The sequence below is a fragment of the Solwaraspora sp. WMMD1047 genome (genome assembly GCF_029626155.1).
GTDB lineage: Bacteria > Actinomycetota > Actinomycetes > Mycobacteriales > Micromonosporaceae > WMMD1047.
Genome location: NZ_JARUBL010000001.1, coordinates 2,608,308 through 2,621,212, shown reverse-complemented (window position 1 = coordinate 2,621,212; position 12,905 = coordinate 2,608,308). Strand labels below are relative to the sequence as shown.

13 protein-coding genes are annotated in these 12,905 nt (G+C 71.8%); 9 read left to right on the top strand and 4 right to left on the bottom strand.

Going from position 1 to position 12,905, the window contains the following annotated elements; all coding sequences use genetic code 11:
* Positions 1–22 precede the first annotated feature (22 nt).
* The 4 genes from O7627_RS12105 to O7627_RS12090 form a co-directional block, all read right to left on the bottom strand.
* Positions 23–1,489: a DUF3237 family protein gene (locus O7627_RS12105; protein WP_278093596.1), complete on the bottom strand. Its 1,467-nt coding sequence runs from the start codon at positions 1,487–1,489 to the stop codon at positions 23–25.
* A gap of 148 nt (positions 1,490–1,637) precedes the next feature.
* Positions 1,638–2,282 carry a response regulator transcription factor gene (locus tag O7627_RS12100; RefSeq protein WP_278093595.1) on the bottom strand — a complete coding sequence of 215 codons (645 nt, stop codon included), beginning with the start codon at positions 2,280–2,282 and terminating at the stop codon, positions 1,638–1,640.
* Positions 2,273–3,448 carry a histidine kinase gene (locus tag O7627_RS12095; protein ID WP_278093594.1) on the bottom strand — a complete coding sequence of 392 codons (1,176 nt, stop codon included), beginning with the start codon at positions 3,446–3,448 and terminating at the stop codon, positions 2,273–2,275. Before O7627_RS12095 ends, O7627_RS12100 begins: the two co-directional genes overlap by 10 nt.
* 20 nt (positions 3,449–3,468) lie before the next feature.
* Positions 3,469–4,275, bottom strand: coding sequence for a DedA family protein (locus O7627_RS12090; protein ID WP_278093593.1), 807 nt, complete (start codon positions 4,273–4,275; stop codon positions 3,469–3,471).
* Between the two features lie 351 nt (positions 4,276–4,626).
* Between O7627_RS12090 and O7627_RS12085 the strand changes: the two genes are divergently transcribed.
* The 9 genes from O7627_RS12085 (at position 4,627) to O7627_RS12045 (ending at position 12,820) form a co-directional block, all read left to right on the top strand.
* Positions 4,627–4,905, top strand: a complete 279-nt coding sequence (locus O7627_RS12085) for an MSMEG_0570 family nitrogen starvation response protein (protein WP_278093592.1) — start codon at positions 4,627–4,629, stop codon at positions 4,903–4,905.
* Entirely contained in the window at positions 4,902–6,230 is a 1,329-nt protein-coding gene (locus O7627_RS12080) for an MSMEG_0569 family flavin-dependent oxidoreductase (protein WP_278093591.1), read from the top strand. Before O7627_RS12085 ends, O7627_RS12080 begins: the two co-directional genes overlap by 4 nt.
* The gene (locus O7627_RS12075) at positions 6,227–7,039 is read left to right on the top strand and encodes an amidohydrolase family protein (RefSeq protein ID WP_278093590.1); all 813 of its coding nucleotides are present in this window, start codon (positions 6,227–6,229) and stop codon (positions 7,037–7,039) included. The genes O7627_RS12080 and O7627_RS12075 overlap by 4 nt, the downstream gene beginning before the upstream one ends.
* Before the next feature lie 14 nt (positions 7,040–7,053).
* Positions 7,054–7,566 carry an MSMEG_0572/Sll0783 family nitrogen starvation response protein gene (locus O7627_RS12070; RefSeq protein WP_278093589.1) on the top strand — a complete coding sequence of 171 codons (513 nt, stop codon included), beginning with the start codon at positions 7,054–7,056 and terminating at the stop codon, positions 7,564–7,566.
* 10 nt (positions 7,567–7,576) lie between these two features.
* Entirely contained in the window at positions 7,577–8,629 is a 1,053-nt protein-coding gene (locus O7627_RS12065) for an MSMEG_0568 family radical SAM protein (RefSeq protein ID WP_278093588.1), read from the top strand.
* Between the two features lie 34 nt (positions 8,630–8,663).
* Positions 8,664–10,022, top strand: a complete 1,359-nt coding sequence (locus O7627_RS12060) for an MSMEG_0567/sll0787 family protein (protein ID WP_278093587.1) — start codon at positions 8,664–8,666, stop codon at positions 10,020–10,022.
* Between the two features lie 73 nt (positions 10,023–10,095).
* Entirely contained in the window at positions 10,096–10,941 is an 846-nt protein-coding gene (locus O7627_RS12055) for a carbon-nitrogen hydrolase family protein (protein WP_278093586.1), read from the top strand.
* Positions 10,941–11,768: a carbon-nitrogen hydrolase family protein gene (locus O7627_RS12050; RefSeq protein ID WP_278098255.1), complete on the top strand. Its 828-nt coding sequence runs from the start codon at positions 10,941–10,943 to the stop codon at positions 11,766–11,768. The genes O7627_RS12055 and O7627_RS12050 overlap by 1 nt, the downstream gene beginning before the upstream one ends.
* On the top strand, positions 11,768–12,820 hold the full coding sequence (locus O7627_RS12045) for an MSMEG_0565 family glycosyltransferase (RefSeq protein WP_278093585.1): 1,053 nt from the start codon (positions 11,768–11,770) through the stop codon (positions 12,818–12,820). The genes O7627_RS12050 and O7627_RS12045 overlap by 1 nt, the downstream gene beginning before the upstream one ends.
* The last annotated feature ends 85 nt before the right edge of the window (positions 12,821–12,905 follow it).

Sequence of the window (12,905 nt, the reverse complement as noted above, 5' to 3'; positions counted from 1 at the left end):
CCGCTGGTCCGCTGACCGTCGGCTAGCGGCGTTCGTAGAAGGTGATGCTCACCCCGCCCGGCGCGGAACCCGGGTCGGAACTCAGCCAGGTGTTCGCGTTGAGAAACGCGTACGGGCCGGCGACGCGGGCCTCGAAGGTCGGCACCAGCCGGCCGAACGGTCCGCAGTTGCGGACCAGGATCAGCTCCCGGTCGTTGGTCAGCAGGGTGTATCGGGCGTCCAGCGTGGTGGTGGAGCCGATCAGCTGGTAGTCGGCGCCGCCGGCCAGGATCGATCCGGTCACCCGGCCGCTGGTGGTACCGCCGGTGATGGGGATGATGTTGCGGGTTCCGCGTTTGCTGGCGCCGACGGAGAGGCTGCCGCCGAGCGTGACGGTCTCGGTGAAGATGGCGGCGCCGCGCGTGCCGCTGCCCGGGGCGCAGTTCCAGAGCTGGTTGGGCTGGCCGGCGGGATCCGACAGCTGGATCCGCGGCTCGGCCGGAGTCACGCCGGAGACGTCGTACACGGTGAGTTCGAGGGTGTTCGTCGCGGTGTCCACCACCCGGGTGCCGACGAACGTCCCGGTGTTGAGCCAGGCGTGCGGGCTGGAGTTCGGGGCCTCGAAGTCGGGGACCATCCGGACCGTCGAGTCACCGGCGGGCGCGACCCCGCAGCTACGGAGATAGATCAGGGTCCCGTCGCCGGCCCGCAGGACGGTGATCTCCTCGACCTCGATCGAGCCGTTGCTGAGGGTGAGTTCCAGGTCGAGGCCGCCGGTGAGGACGGTGCCGCTGACCCGGTCCCCGGTGAACGTGCCGCCGGTGATGTCGAGGAGGCGGCGGTGGCCGTACTGGGTGACGCCGACGTCGCGGATGGCACCGAGCCGGGCCGCGACGCGCAGGACGAGCCGGCCACGCACGGGTGACACGATGCCATTGGGCACGCTGCATGTCCACGACGGGTCGGGCACGATCGTCGACTCCGGGCCGCCCGGCGTCGTACTCGGGGTCGGGGTAGGGGTTGGCGTGGGTGTCGGGGTTGGCGTGGGCGAGGGTGTGGGGCTGGCCGGATCGGTCGGTGAGGTGGTCGGGTTGACGCTGCCGGTGCAGGGGGTGCCGTTGAGCGCGAAGTCGGTCGGCACCGGATTGCTGGCGTTGTTCCACGACCCGTTGAACCCGAACGACGCGCCCGTCCCGGTGGCGAGGGTGCCGTTCCAGGTGGTGTTGGCGACGGTCACCTGGGCACCGGCCTGACTGACTGTCCCGTTCCAGAGCTGGGTGATCCGCTGCCCGGCGGTGAACGACCAGGTCAGCCGCCAACCGCTGATCGGGTCGCCGAGGTTGGTGACGGCGACGTTGGCGCCGAAACCGCCGGGCCACTGGCTGGAGACCGTGTAGGTGACCCGGCATCCGGTGGCGGCGTGCGCCGAGGTGGCGAGGCCACCGGCGGCGACCATGACGGCGGCGGCGGTCGCCAACGCGAGCAGCGGCCGACCGTGCACGATCCTCACCGGGTCCTCCCACAGCGGCGACCGGACGCCTCGTACGCAGGGCCGCGCTACAAGCAGTCTCCTGACTCAATCGAAGTTCGTCAATTGATACCGCCGAATGGGTGGCCACCGCCTCGGCGTGGGCGCACCGGACGGGCCTATTGCTTCGTCAGGTGCCGAGGTAGCGCAGGATCGCCAGCACTCGACGGCTGTAGCCGGTGGCGTCCGACAGGTCGAGCTTGTCGAAGATGGTGTTGACGTGCTTCTCGACCGCGCTCTGGGAGATGTGCAGGCGGTCAACGATGCCGGCGTTGGTGTGTCCCTGCGCCATGTGTTGCAGCACCTCGCGTTCGCGCGGCGTGAGGCGACCGAGCGGGTCACCGTGGCTGGTGGCGGACATCAGCTGCCGGACGACTTCGGGATCCAGCGCGGTGGCGCCCGCCGCCACCCGGTCGAGCGCGTCGAGAAAGTCGTCCACCTGCGCGACGCGGTCCTTCAGGACGTAGCCGACCCCCTCGGAGCGGTCCGCGAGCAGTCGGGCCGCGTAGCGCTTCTCCACGTACTGGGAGAGAACCAGTACCCCGATGCCCGGCCAGGTTCGGCGGATCTCCAGCGCCGCGCGCAGGCCGTCGTCGGTGTTGGTGGGCGGCATCCGCACGTCGGTGACGACCACATCGGGCTGGTACCGCTCGACAGCGGCGCGAAGTTGGCCGGCGTCCGCAGCGGCCGCCACCACCTGGTGGCCCTCCTCGGCGAGCAGGCGAACCAGCCCTTCCCGCAGCAGGGTGGAGTCTTCGGCAAGAACTATCCGCACGGCAGCCCCACCCTTATCTCGGTCGGCCCCCCGGCCGGGCTGGCCAGCTCGAACCGCCCGTCCAGCGCGGTGACCCGACGGTTGAGGCCCTGAAGACCACTGCCCTGCGGGTCCGCGCCGCCGGCACCGTCGTCCCGCACCAGCATCTCCACCCCCGCGCCTCGGGCGCTGATCTCGATGCTGATCACGGTAGCTCGGGCATGTTTGGCGGCGTTGGTGATCGCTTCACGAGCGACGAAGTAGAGCACGGTCTCCACGGCCCGGGGCGGCCGGACCGGAACGGAATAGCTGATCTTGACGGGTACGGGCGCGCGTTGCGCGACCTGGGCCAGAACTTCGTCGAGAGGACTGTGGTCGAGCGCCGACGGATAGACCCGCCAGGCCACCTCGCGCAGTTCCTCGATGGCGCGTTGGGCGTCCTCGTGTGCCTGGACCAGAAGCTCCCGCGCGGTGTCGGGATCGCGGCTGCGTCGGGCGCGGCCGAGCTGCATACCGAGCGCGACGAGACGTTGTTGGAGCCCGTCGTGCAGGTCGCGTTCGATGCGTTGCCGCTCGGCGTCGACCGCGGCCAGCACGCCGGCACGGCTGGCGGTCAGCTCGCTGATCCGACGCTGCAACGCCTCCCGGCTGCCGTCCTCCAGCAGCCTCCGGGCCAACCGCCGGTCGAGGGCGGCGACGCTGGCGACCGCCTGCAGGTTGACCACCAGCAGAGCCGACCCGATGAGCACCTGCAGCAGCAGCTGCGGGACGGACAGGGTGCCGGCCAGCACCGAGCGCACCACGATTGCGGCGAGCAGCATGCCGACGCCGAGCAGGCCGAGCGTCAGCGCGCCGAGCAGGCCGGGTAGCAGCCGCGCCGCCAGGTAGGCGAGTGATCGCGCCCCACCGACCCGCAGCGGCGGTGGATCGGGCAGGCCGGCCGACCGCGCGAGGCGGCGCCGTTCCCACTCGGCGACCTGCCGCGCGTACCCGAAAATCACCGTGACGACCCGGCGGCGAGCGACCGGTGCGACGGACGCACCGGCCGCGACCACCCCGGACAGCAGCAGCGCCAGCGCCTCGCCCGCTGCGGTCAGCACGCCGACCGTGACGCCGGCCAGTGGCTGGCCCCACCTGGTGAGGACCGTGAGCCGGGACCGGCTGGGTGTCGCCTCGTGTTCTGCCACGTCGTCCGCCCCGTTGCCTCTCAGCGCACCGTGGGTGGCGCGGGTTTGGTAGCCCCGCTCCCCGATCGGTTGTCCTCCGCGTGACGCGGCGTTCCGTACACCGTGCCACGCCCGGCTGACGATGCCCGCCGGGGACCGGCAGCCGGGTTCGACCGGCGGTTCCGGCGCGTGCGCACCAGCCTGGAGACGACAAGGTACGCGACCACGAGCGCGCAGGCGACGATGACCAGGTTCTGGAACGCGCCGACGTAGGACTCGACCGCATGCCAGTTGTCGCCGAGCAGGTAGCCGGCCATCACGAACGCGGTGTTCCAGATCAGGCTGCCCAGCGTGGTGTAGAGCAGGAAGGTCGCGAGCGGTATCCGCTCGATTCCGGCCGGAATCGAGATCAGGCTGCGGAAGATCGGAATCATCCTCCCGAGGAAGACCGCCTTCGCGCCGTGCCGGGCGAACCACGCCTCGGTGCGGTCGATGTCGGCCAGCTTCACCAGCGGCAGCCTCGCACCGATCGCCCGGACCCGGTCCCGCCCGAGCAGGGCGCCGAGGTGGTACAGCGCCATCGCACCCACCACCGAGCCCAGCGTGGTCCAGGCGATGGCGGCGAACAGGCTGATCCTGCCCTGACTGGCGGCGAAGCCCGCCAGCGGCAGAATCACCTCGCTGGGAATCGGCGGGAACAGGTTCTCCAGGGCCACCGCCAGGCCCGCACCCGGACCACCGAGCCGCTCGACCAGGTCAGCCGCGAAACCGGCCAGATCACCGTCCGGCGGCTCCGCCTGGGTGGCAACCACTTCGGCTCGAATCGACACGTACCAGGAAAAGATCATGCCCCGACGCTACGAATCCCGCGCGGCCAGGACCATGAGGTCGACCATCGACCTCAGCCGGCCAACCTCAACGGCAGAGGTACGGAAAACCGCACCCACGGTACGAGTCGAGCCGGTGGTCCGGTTGTTGCCAGATCGCGTGCACCTTGTCGGCAGTCGTTTGCGGGTGACGACGCGGTTTCGAAACGCTGGCTCACGCAGTCGCTGCAGGCCCGAAATGCTCCGGACACACCCGGTCGTTGTGCGGACCTTCTAACGCCTGCTTGTTCCGGATGAAACCGCGGCGAAATCGATGCTGCCTTGACTGCTCTCACGAACAGCGCAATTCCCCTGGTCGGATGAGGTGCCGCCATGCCGGAACGGTACGTGTTGGTGCGCTGGCCTGACGGGTCGAGGCAACGGATCTACTCGCCCTCGACGATCGTCGAGGACTACTTCAGACCCGGGCAGCGACTGCCGGTCGCGGACTTCGTGGCCCGGGGGCGCGCGGCACTGACGACCGCCAGCGACCGGGTCGAGGCGGCATTCGGCTTCCCCTGTCAACGAGCGGTCCGGTCGATGGCGGACATCGCGAGGGTCGCCGCCTTCCACGGCGACGGGGACGTCACCGTGGAAGGGATCGAGGCGTGAAGCTCGACGGCACACACCGGGCGGTCGCAGTGGTCGGCGGCGGGCAGGCCGGCTTGTCGATGAGTTGGTACCTGCGGCAGTACGGTGTCGACCACGTCGTCATCGAGCGCGACCGGGTCGGGCACGAGTGGCGCGACCGCCGGTGGGACTCGTTCTGCCTGGTGACCCCGAACTGGCAGTGCCAGTTGCCCGGCTTCGGTTACCAGGGTAGCGATCCGGACGGCTTCATGGTCGGCGCGGACGTCGTGAGCTACCTGGAGAAGTACGCCGCCAGCTTCGACCCACCCCTGGTCGAGGGCGTCGCGGTGAACCGGCTGCGGCGTACACCGGATGGGGTATTCGAACTGGTCACGACGGCTGGGACCTGCACCGCGGACCAGGTGGTGGTCGCGACCGGGCCGTACCACAACCCGGCCGTGCCGCGGATCGCCGAGCGGCTGCCCGGCGACGTCACACAGCTGCATTCGTCGCAGTACCGCAACCCGGACCAACTTCCGGCCGGCGCCGTGCTGGTGGTGGGTACCGGCCAGTCCGGCTGTCAGATCGCCGAGGATCTGCACCTGGCCGGACGGCGCGTGCACCTCGCGGTGGGCAGTGCCCCACGCGCGGCCCGCCGGTACCGGGGCCGCGACACCCTGGCCTGGCTGGACGAGATGGGCCACTACGCAAGGGGCATCGACGAATTCGGCGACGCGGACGAGGTACGGCTGCGCGCCAACCACTACATGACCGGCCGGGACGGTGGCCGCGACATCGACCTGCGAGCCTTCGCGACCGAGGGGATGCGGCTGCACGGACGGCTGACCGGCGTGCGCGGATCGACGGTGACCTTCGGCGACGATCTCAAGGCCAATCTGGACAGCGCCGACGCGGTCGCCGAGGGCATCAAGGATGCCATCGACCGCCACATCACCGCGGCGGGCATCGCGGCACCGGCCGAGGACCGCTACGTCCCGGTGTGGCAACCCACCGACGGCGCGACGGCGATCGACCTGACCGCCGAGGGCATCAGGGCCGTCGTCTGGAGCACCGGCTTCCACCGCGACCACCGCTGGATCGAGGTACCGGTCTTCGACGGCCGCGGCTACCCGACCCACGCCCGCGGCGTCACCAGCTGCCCCGGCCTCTACTTCATCGGCCTGCCCTGGCAGTACACCTGGGGCTCCGGACGGTTCGCCGGGGTGGCCCGCGACGCCGGCTACCTGATCGGGAGAATCGCCGCGGCCCGCCGCGAGCGGATCACCGAGGGCGTCAGCTGGCTCGCCGGCACGCCGACCGAGACGTACCCGGACCTGGACTGGTTCACCCAGCGGGCCGCCGCATGAGAAGCAGCCTGAACGACGCGCACCGGCACCTCGGCGTGCTGCCCGCGTACCCGTTCTACGGCGGACCGCCGGTCAGCCCGGCGACCACCGCCCGCGCCACCATCGACGAGCTGATCGCCGACCTGGACGCCGAGGGAACCGCCCGTGCCCTGGTCCTGCCGAACTACGGCGTGCCCGACCCGGATGTCGCGTTCGGCTTCAACGAACTCGTGGTCGAGGCGGCCCAGCGCGACGACCGGATCCGCTGCGGACTCTGGGTCTCGGCGCAGGACCGCGACCGGGAGCGGACCGCGGCCGCGCTGCGGTTGGCCGGCGAGGACGGCGTCCGCGCGCTGAAGGTGAGTTTCCTGCTCGGCGGGACCGTCGACGACCCCGGCCTGGAGCCGATCTTCGCTGCGGCCCGGGCCCACGACCTGGTCGTCCACGTACACACCTCGCCCGGCGCCGCCTCCGACATCGACCGGGTCGGCCAACTGGTCGACCGGTACGCCGACGACGTCCGGGTGCACCTCGTGCACTTCGGCGGCGGGATGAGCGGCCACATCAAGCTGATCGGCACCCGGTTCTTCGACTGGGTGGCGGCAGGAAAGCAGGTCTACACCGATCTCTCCTGGGCCATCGGGTTCGCCCCGCGCTGGCTCGTGTCCGAGATCGACCGCCGGGGCCTCGGGCACGACCGGGTGCTGTTCGCAAGCGACGAGCCGTGGGGCGACCACGCCGGCGAGCTGGCCCGGCTGAGCACCGCAGTAGGCGGTGCCGAACTGTCCGAAGCCGTTTTCCAGACCACGTTCGACAAGCTCTACGCCTGAAGGAGAAACCGACCATGACCGACCTCACCGAGCTCGAACAGCAGAGCCTGAACGAGATCCCGCACCCCGCGCTCGCGGAGGGCTCCAGCATCTACGGCGGCACCAAGGTCTTCCCCGACTACAAGGCCGAGGAGGGGCAGAGCTACTTCACTCTCGTGCACGGCATCGCGCACGAGTCGTCGGTCAGCTTCGTGGCCGTGCTGCAGGCGACCCGGGCGCTGCGCAAGGGTTTCGAGTCGGCCATCTACTTCTACGGACCCGGCTCGCTGAACTGCCTGGCCACCCGCGGCTTCCCGACCACCGGCGCGTCGGCCTTCCCGGGCGAGCACAACATCAACAACTCGCTCAAGACGTTCATCACCGAGGGCGGCAAGGTGTACTGCTGCCGGTTCGGGCTGTCGTTGCACGGCGCCCGCGAAGAGGACCTGATCGAGGGCGTCATCCCGACGCACCCGCTCGACGTCCAGGACGCGCTGATCCACTACGCGCGCAAGGGCGCGATCATCAACTCGACCTACATGTTCTGAGGTGGCAACGGTGAGCGTTGGCATCCGGACTGACATAGCCGTGCGGGGTGTGCGGGTCGAGGCGCCCGTGCGGCGCCCGGCCGGCGCCGGGCCCAGCGACGATGGGCACCTGGTCATCGACGGTGCCAACGCCGCCCTGCCGATCAACCCCGAAAGCCCATATCAGGTACGCGGTGAGCGGCTCTGGCTCGGCGAGGTCGACACCGGCCTGTCGCTGGAGCTCGTCCGCCGGCCCAGGTTCTACGACCTGAGCACGGCCGACGGCGTGCCCTACGAACAGATCGCCCGGCTGCACGGCAGGGACGTGCTGGCCACGACCGTGGTGCAGACCTGCATCCGGTACGCCGAGGAGCAACGCTGCCGGTTCTGCACGATCGAGGAGTCGCTGCGCGCAGGCGCCACGGTCGCGGCCAAGACGCCGTCGCAACTGGCCGAGGTCGCCGCGGCGGCGGTGCGGCTCGACGGCGTCAGACACATGGTCATGACAACCGGCACCACCACCGGTCCGGATCGCGGCGCGCGCAACCTGGCCCGGTCCGTGCGAGCGGTACGCGAGGCCGTACCCGGCCTGCCGATCCAGGTACAGATCGAACCGCCCGGCGAACTCTCGGCCATCGACGAGCTGCACGCGGCCGGCGCGGCGTCGATCGGCATCCACGTCGAGTCGCTCGACGACGAGGTACGCCGCAGGTGGATGCCGGGCAAGGGCGCCGTTCCGATGGCCGAGTACGAGGCCGCCTGGGACCACGCCGTACGCGTGTTCGGGCGCAACCAGGTGTCCACGTACCTCCTGATCGGTCTCGGGGAGGATCCCGACGAACTCGTCGCCGGCGCGGCCGGGCTGATCGACCGTGGCGTCTATCCCTTCGTGGTGCCGTTCCGGCCGACGGTCGGGACGCTCGCCCGCCGCGACGGGGTGCCGGGACCCACGCCGGCGCTGGTCCGCGACGTCACCGTGCGGGTCGCCGCGCTGCTCACCGACGCGGGCATGCTCGGCACCGACCAGAAGGCCGGCTGCGCCGCCTGCGGCGCGTGCGGCGTACTGCGGGCGGCCGGCGCATGACCGGCCGGTCAGGGCCTGCCCGCGGAGGTACGGCATGACCGATCTCGTGCCGGCCCTGCTCGGACCGCACGTCATCGTCGAGCGGGCCGAGGAGCTGACCGGCTACCACCGGCTGCGCGAGCGGGTCTTCGTCGACGAGCAGGGCCTGTTCGACGGCTCCGACCTCGACGACCGGGACGACGATCCGCGCACGGTGGTGCTGGTCGCCCGGTCCGCGCACGGCGAACTGCTCGGCGGCGTGCGCGTCGGCCCGGCCGCCGACGGCCCGGACCTCGGCTGGTGGGTGGGGGGCCGGCTGGTCGTCGACCCGGCGGTCCGCGGGGCCAAGGCGATCGGACCGACTCTGGTGCGCGCGGCCTGCGCCTACGCCGAGAACGCCGGTGCGTTGCGGTTCGACGCGACCGTGCAGGCCCGGCACGAGCGGCTGTTCCGGCGGCTCGGCTGGCGGAGCGTGCGACCGGTCACCGTGGCGCGGCGGCCGCACACGCTGATGCGGTGGCCGATCGGACGGTTGGCCGCGCTGGCCGCCGCCACCAAGAATCCCCTCGGCCAGCTGCTGCACGACCTGGCCCCGGGTGGCCCCGGGTTCGTCGGCGACGACGGGGCCCCGGTGCCCGGCTCCGACCTGATCGCCGCGTGCGACGCGATTCTGCCGTCGATGGTGGAACGTGACCCGGACTGGGCCGGCTGGTGCGCCGTACTGGTCAACATGAACGACCTTGCCGCGATGGGCGCGACGCCCGTCGGTCTGCTGAATGCGGTCGGCGCCCGGGACGCGGCCCTGGCCGCCCGGATCCTCGGCGGGCTGCGGCGGGCCGCGCGGGCCTACGGTGTGCCGGTCCTCGGCGGGCACACCCAACTCGGCGTGCCCGCGGCCCTGTCCGCGACGGCGCTGGGTCGCACGACCCGACCGGTCCGCGGCGGCGGCGGGCGCCCCGGGCTGCGGGTGCGACTCACGGCGGACCTCGGCGGTCGGTGGCGGCCCGGCTACCACGGCCGGCAGTGGGACTCCACCAGCCACCGTACGGCGTCCGAACTGCGCGGCATGCTGTCGTTCGTCGCGAACGCGTCGCCCGCTGCCGCCAAGGACGTGTCCATGGCCGGCATCGTCGGGACGCTGGGGATGCTGGCGGAGGCCAGCGGATGCGGGGCGGTTCTCGACGTGGCGCGCGTACCCCGGCCGGCCTCCGCGACCGTCGGAGACTGGCTGACCTGCTTCCCGGGCTTCGCGATGGTCACCGCCGGCGATTTGGTCGACACCGGGGCCGGACCGGCGGTCGGGGCCGACTGCGGCGAACTCACCACCGGTCAGGGCGTCCAACTGCGGTGGCCGGACGGGGAGCTCACCGCCGCCATCGACGCGGGTGTCACCGGGCTGGGAACGGCGGCATGACGGGCCTCCGGTGGCCCACCGGGCGCACCGGACACGGCGCTGGCCGCGACGGCACACGAAAGGCGGGCGAAGCATGGCGGCAATCAGGATCGGCGCGGTGGCGGAGGCGTTCGACCGGGACCTCGAAGGGGACTTCGCGACGATCGAGAAGCTGATCGCGACGGCACGGGCGGACGGGGTGCAGTTGCTGGCGCTGCCCGAAGCGTGCCTCGGCGGATACCTCGCACACCTCGACGGGGGTGCGGACGAGCCACCGGCCCTGCGCGTCGACGGGCCGGAGATCGCCCGACTCGCCACGCTGGCCGGGCAGATGGTCGTCTGCGCCGGCTACTGCGAGGCCGACGGCGACAAGCGGTTCAACAGCGTGGTCTGTGTGCACGACGGTCGGGTCCTCGGCAACCATCGGAAGGTGCACCAGCCGCTGCGCGAGAACGCCAGCTACGACTCGGGCGACTCGTTCACCGCGTTCGACACCCCGGTCGGTCGGATCGGGCTGCTGATCTGCTACGACAAGGCGTTCCCGGAGTCGGCGCGGGTGCTCGCGCTGGACGGCGCCGAGATCATCGTGGTGGTGTCGGCGTGGCCGGGCAGTCGGACGGACGCACCGGCCGACCTGGCCGAGGACCGGTGGACCCGCCGGTTCGACCTGTTCGACCGGGCCCGGGCGTTGGAGAACCAGGTGGTCTGGGTGTCGGCGAACCAGGCCGGCCGATTCGGGTCGCTGCGCTTCGTCTGCAGCGCGAAGATCGTCGACCCCGGTGGCGACGTGCTGGCCTCGACCGGCACCGCCCCCGGCCTGGCGGTGGCCGATGTGGACGTCGCCTCGGCGCTGGCCGCGGCCCGCCGCTCGATGGGTCACCTCCGCGACCGCCGCCCCGACACCTACCGCACCCACGCGGCGTCGATGATGTGCCGGTGATGACCCGGATCGCCGCTGCCGCGGCCCACTTCGGCCGCGACCTCGACCACGCCCTCGGGCGGATCGGCAAGCTCATCGACGACGCCCGCGCCGCGGGGGCCGAGCTGCTGGTGCTGCCCGACGCGGCGATCGGCGGATACCTGGCCGACCTGCGTCACCCCGACCCGGCCGCGTTCCCACCGGCGCTCAAGCCGGACGACCCGATCTTCGAGCGGATCGGCGCGATGGCCCGGGACATGGTGGTCTGCGTCGGGTTCTGCGAGGCGGCCGGCGACGACCGGTACAACGCCGCCGTCTGCCTGACCGGCTCGGGCGTACTCGGCCGGCACCGCAAGGTGCACCTGCCCGCCGCCGAGGGCGTCGCCTACCGCGCCGGGGACACGTTCGCGGCGTTCGACACCCCGGTCGGGCGGCTCGGGATGCTCATCGACTACGACAAGACCTTCCCCGAGTCGGCGCGCACCCTCGCACTGGACGGCGCGCAGATCGTCGCCTGCCTGTCCGCCTGGCCAGCGAGCATCACCAACGCGGCGCCGAAACTGTCCCAGGACCGCCAATCCCGACTGTTCGACCTCTACGACTGCGCCCGGGCCGCCGAGAACCAGGTCGTGGTGGTCTCCTCCAACCAGACCGGCGCGGCCGGCGGGATGCGCTTCCTCGGCCAGGCCAAGGTGGTCGGACCGGCCGGCAACATGCTGGCCCGCACCTGGGCGAAAGCCGGACTCGCGGTGGCCGAACTGGACGTCGCGCGGGAGATCGCGACGGCCCGGCGGGTGCTGAACCATCTGCGCGAGCTGCGGCCGGCGACCTACCGGACGGCGCGGTGATGCGGATCGCGCTGCTCAGCTACTCGACCCGGCCACGCGGCGGGGTCGTGCACACGCTCGCCCTGGCCGAGTCGCTGGCCGAGCTGGGACAGGAGGTGACGGTCTGGACGCTGGGCCGGGGCGGCGACGCGGGCTTCTTCCGGCCGGTCGACCCGCGGGTACGGCTGGCCGTCGTACCGTTCCCGGACAGACCGAACGAGGGTGTCGGGCCGCGCATCCTGCGCTCGATCGCGGTCCTGCGGGCGGCCTTCACCCCCGAGGCGTACGACGTGGTGCACGCCCAGGACTGCATCAGCGCGAACGCCGTCGATCGGTGTGTGCGCACGATCCACCACCTCGACCAGTTCACCACCCCCGAACTGGCGGCCTGCCACGAACAGGCGATCGTCCGCCCGTACGCGCACATCTGTGTCTCCGCCGCGGTGGCGGCCGAGGTGCGGGCCGGTTGGGGTCTGATGCCGGTCGTGATTCCGAACGGGGTGGACGCGGCCCGGTTCGCCGCCGCCAGGCCGGACACCCGGCACGGCTCCTATCTCCTGGCCGTCGGGGGCATCGAGCCCCGCAAGGGCGCGCTGGACCTGCTCGATGCCTACGCGCTGCTGCGCCGGGACCTGCCGGAGCTACGACTGGTCATCGCCGGTGGGGAGACACTCTTCGACTACCGCGCCTACCGCGCCGCGTGGGAGGCACGCGCCCACGAGCTCGGTGTCGAGCCGGTGGTCCTCGGCGCGGTCGCGCACGACGAGCTGCCCGGCCTGGTCGCCGGGGCGGCCGCGTTCGCCTTCCCGTCCGTCAAGGAGGGCTTCGGGCTGGCCGCCATGGAGGCGTTGGCGGCCGGAGTTCCAGTCGTCGTGCGCGACCTGCCGGTGCTCCGGGAGGTCTTCGGCTCCGCGGTCGGCTACGGCGCCGATCCACCGTCACTCGCCGCGGCGCTGCTGCGCGCCGTCACGGAGCCCGATCCGACCCGCCGCGCCCGAGGCACGGCGCTGGCGCAACGGCACACGTGGGCCTCGGCGGCGGCCCGGCACCTCGACTTCTACGCCTCGCTGTAGCCGGCGGCCACGGAGTGGATCGTGGAGCGCGCCGACCCCGCAGTACGGGCGGGCGGTGCTGGTCTCGGCCGGCTACATCGTCGCC

Bases quoted from the DNA above. Each gene is read 5' to 3' on its own strand.
- O7627_RS12060 (WP_278093587.1), top strand. From the start codon at position 8,664: ATGACCGATCTCGTGCCGGCCCTGCTCGGACCGCACGTCATCGTCGAG.
- O7627_RS12075 (WP_278093590.1), top strand. From the start codon at position 6,227: ATGAGAAGCAGCCTGAACGACGCGCACCGGCACCTCGGCGTGCTGCCC.
- O7627_RS12070 (WP_278093589.1), top strand. From the start codon at position 7,054: ATGACCGACCTCACCGAGCTCGAACAGCAGAGCCTGAACGAGATCCCG.
- O7627_RS12050 (WP_278098255.1), top strand. From the start codon at position 10,941: ATGACCCGGATCGCCGCTGCCGCGGCCCACTTCGGCCGCGACCTCGAC.
- O7627_RS12055 (WP_278093586.1), top strand. From the start codon at position 10,096: ATGGCGGCAATCAGGATCGGCGCGGTGGCGGAGGCGTTCGACCGGGAC.
- O7627_RS12090 (WP_278093593.1), bottom strand. From the start codon at position 4,275: ATGATCTTTTCCTGGTACGTGTCGATTCGAGCCGAAGTGGTTGCCACC.
- O7627_RS12045 (WP_278093585.1), top strand. From the start codon at position 11,768: ATGCGGATCGCGCTGCTCAGCTACTCGACCCGGCCACGCGGCGGGGTC.
- O7627_RS12085 (WP_278093592.1), top strand. From the start codon at position 4,627: ATGCCGGAACGGTACGTGTTGGTGCGCTGGCCTGACGGGTCGAGGCAA.